The sequence below is a fragment of the Pseudomonas sp. SMN5 genome (assembly GCF_052041925.1).
In the GTDB taxonomy this organism is placed as follows: Bacteria; Pseudomonadota; Gammaproteobacteria; order Pseudomonadales; family Pseudomonadaceae; genus Aquipseudomonas.
In genome coordinates this window covers 1-2,871 of sequence record NZ_JBKGGX010000054.1, presented here as the reverse complement: position 1 = coordinate 2,871, position 2,871 = coordinate 1, and the positions used below count along the sequence as shown (strand labels likewise).

The following is a 2,871-nucleotide window of genomic DNA, read 5'->3' as shown; positions in this document are numbered from 1 at the left end:
GTGGTCAACGTGACCAATGGTACCAACGTTGACGTGCGGCTTATTACGTTCGAACTTTTCCTTAGCCATCGAAATCACCCCTAGGAGAAGAATTTAGCAAGTCACACAAGCCATTAAAACAAAGGCAGATATTTTCATATCTGCCTTGTTATATGGAGCTCTTGAGCGGATTTGAACCGCTGACCTCACCCTTACCAAGGGTGTGCTCTACCAACTGAGCTACAAGAGCAAAACACTTTGCACAACCTGCAAACTTGGAGCGGGTAGCGGGAATCGAACCCGCATCATCAGCTTGGAAGGCTGAGGTTCTACCACTAAACTATACCCGCGGAGCTTGCAGCTCACGCTAAAAATGGTGGAGGGGGAAGGATTCGAACCTTCGAAGTCGTAGACGTCAGATTTACAGTCTGATCCCTTTGGCCGCTCGGGAACCCCTCCTAAGCGAGCCGGCATTCTACATCATGCCAGCCTTCTGTCAAGCAATTTCTCATTAAAAAACCTGAGGTTAGCTGCATTGACCACGCTTCGCGGCATTGACTATAAAAGGTCTTCGCTGCGAAGCGGGCGCCATTCTATGCAAACTATCCTGCGGGTGCAACCCCTTCGCATGGCATTATTTTATGTTTTAACTCATTGAATTCTTTAGAAAGGTTTTGAAGCAGCGCCTCACTCACCTTTCCTCCACCTTCCGGCGGTACCTGGACCCAGAATCCTGCCCCCTCAGGGAGTGCTGGCCCAGACAATGTAACGGTACGACCCGCAATACCCGAGGCAACCAGCCGCTGCTCGAGCTGCCTGGCCAATTCTGATCGAACGAAACCGCCAAGATAGATGCAGCTCTTCAGCCCCTCGGCGGCTTTGCCTGAATCACGCCTGGCGAGCGCGTCCGCCGCCTCGCTCAAGAGATGAATATCTTGCTGCGATCCGCGGTACAAGCTCAGCGGGGTTACGTCTTTGGCTCGAAGCGGCGCTTCTTGCTGATGCCATATGTAATAAAAGATATTCAGAACCAACAACAGCAGGAAAAGCCACCGCATAAAAACCTCAAGATAACGGACAGGCCATCGCCAGACCGACAAAAACCAAGTCAGGCACCATCCTGGCATCAGGAACAATCCCGGCAACTAGATTCGCATCCCCTCCCGTGAGGAACACCTCAAAATCCCCTCCCCAGTACTGCCGAGCCAATTCAAGCTGAGTCAGGACGAACCCCCTGAGCATCAGCGTGCAACCCCGCTCAACCGCCTCAACAGTCGCCCGGCCTGGGGCAAGGCTCTCATGAGCCCGCTCCGCTGCAGTATCGTCATAGCGAATTCGCCGGGTATGAGTCCGCAACTGATTTCGCATCAGCGGCATCCCAGGACATATAAACCCGCCCAGATGCTCACCGTTGGCGGCGACGAAGTCGGCTGTAACCGCAGTTCCAAAGTCAAGCACCAGACACGCGCCCGAGGCAAGATGGAACCCACCAAGCAATGCCAACCAACGGTCGAGACCCAACCGCTCAAAATCCCTATATCCGTTTCGCACGCCAGCCATTTCCTCCGTCGGCACTGCACGAGCCACGGATACTCGAAACGCATCAACCAATGCCGTCACCAGCGAATCGGTTTCCTCCGGAGTCCTTACGCTCACAAGCCGGCATTTTTCCAAATGGAATTTCTCGGCATTACTCAAGCACGCCAAGAGATCTCCATCGGAACTGACCACGCCACCGTCAACAGGAGTCACGCCATCAGAGTGAAGGACCCGCCACTTTATAAAACTATTGCCGCAATCGAGCTCAAGAATCATCACGTAACCTCAAACTGAGCTCACCACCGCTAAAGATTTTTTCCACACCATCCACCTTCAAACGCAGCGCACCCTGGAGATCAATACCCGCCACAACGCCGTCAATCCGAGTAGTCCCAGCAATCAGCGATACAGTTCGCCCCTGCCACAGATGGTAATGCTCCCATTCGGACTGGATCGCGGCGAATCCCGACGCCTGGTGGAGCTTCAAATATTGCTGAAGCTTCGCACTCATTCGCGCCACCAACTCATTTCTATCCAAATCCATGCCGATCTCTAGGCACATGGAGGTCCACTGCTGCTCGACCTCATCAGTCGATTGCATGTTCACATTAATACCGATACCCAGGACAACGTGACAAACGTCCGCAGGATCTCCCACCAACTCCAGCAAGATTCCCGCAATTTTCTTCTCTCCCACCAGCACGTCGTTTGGCCATTTCAGTCCCGCCTCGACAACCCCCATATCACGCAATGTATGCATGACTGCAAGGCCAACTACGAGGCTAAGCCCTTCGAGTTGTCGCATACCACCATCAATGCGCAATACGAGACTGTAATAAAGATTGTCGGCAAACGGACTGACCCACTTACGCCCTCGTCGCCCGCGCCCAGCCACCTGTCGTTCAGCCAGGATAAGGAATGGCGCCTCTACCCCGCGCTCGATTGAGCGCAGCGCCTCGGCATTGGTGGAGTCAATCACGTCGAATGTATGGACAGGCCACTCACACAGCCCTTTTGCACGAATTTGCGCTGCATCAAGAAGCAATAGCGGCTTAGCCAGCTGGTACCCCCTGCCACGCACTTTGTGAACGGACAACCCGAACTCGGCTTCAAGGAGTTGCAACTGCTTCCACACAGCACTACGACTGACGCCCAGGGCGCCACCAAGCGCCTGACCGGAATGAAAGCGTCCATCCTTGAGAAGTTTTAGCAACGTGAGCATGCGGACTGCGCCCTGATAATAAGGCCCGCATGATAGCCACGAGAAAGGCAGTTGCATAGAAACACAGGATCACTTTCCCGCGGGCAAAACAAAACCCCTACCTGCGTCAGCAGATAGGGGTTTCGGAATTT

At 53.8% G+C, this 2,871-nt stretch carries 3 protein-coding genes, 3 tRNA genes and 1 pseudogene; all 7 read right to left on the bottom strand.

The window, feature by feature from the left end; genetic code table 11:
* Window positions 1-69: pseudogene (locus tag ACLEJR_RS26925) on the bottom strand (GTP-binding protein); the annotation flags it as partial.
* 84 nt (window positions 70-153) lie between these two features.
* Window positions 154-229 (bottom strand) — tRNA-Thr (locus tag ACLEJR_RS26920).
* Window positions 230-255: 26 nt separating this feature from the next.
* A tRNA-Gly gene (locus ACLEJR_RS26915) sits at window positions 256-329 on the bottom strand.
* Window positions 330-353: 24 nt separating this feature from the next.
* Window positions 354-438, bottom strand: a tRNA-Tyr gene (locus ACLEJR_RS26910).
* 143 nt (window positions 439-581) lie between these two features.
* Window positions 582-1,037 carry a hypothetical protein gene (locus ACLEJR_RS26905; RefSeq protein ID WP_440797825.1) on the bottom strand — a complete coding sequence of 152 codons (456 nt, stop codon included), beginning with the start codon at window positions 1,035-1,037 and terminating at the stop codon, window positions 582-584.
* A gap of 7 nt (window positions 1,038-1,044) precedes the next feature.
* Window positions 1,045-1,794 (bottom strand): pantothenate kinase, encoded by a 750-nt coding sequence (locus ACLEJR_RS26900; RefSeq protein WP_440797823.1) that lies wholly within the window; start codon window positions 1,792-1,794, stop codon window positions 1,045-1,047.
* Complete coding sequence (birA, locus tag ACLEJR_RS26895; RefSeq protein WP_440817735.1) at window positions 1,784-2,740, bottom strand: bifunctional biotin--[acetyl-CoA-carboxylase] ligase/biotin operon repressor BirA; 957 nt, start codon at window positions 2,738-2,740, stop codon at window positions 1,784-1,786. Before birA ends, ACLEJR_RS26900 begins: the two co-directional genes overlap by 11 nt.
* Window positions 2,741-2,871: the final 131 nt, after the last annotated feature.

Bases quoted from the DNA above. Each gene is read 5' to 3' on its own strand.
- birA (WP_440817735.1), bottom strand. From the start codon at position 2,740: ATGCTCACGTTGCTAAAACTTCTCAAGGATGGACGCTTTCATTCCGGT.
- ACLEJR_RS26905 (WP_440797825.1), bottom strand. From the start codon at position 1,037: ATGCGGTGGCTTTTCCTGCTGTTGTTGGTTCTGAATATCTTTTATTAC.
- ACLEJR_RS26900 (WP_440797823.1), bottom strand. From the start codon at position 1,794: ATGATTCTTGAGCTCGATTGCGGCAATAGTTTTATAAAGTGGCGGGTC.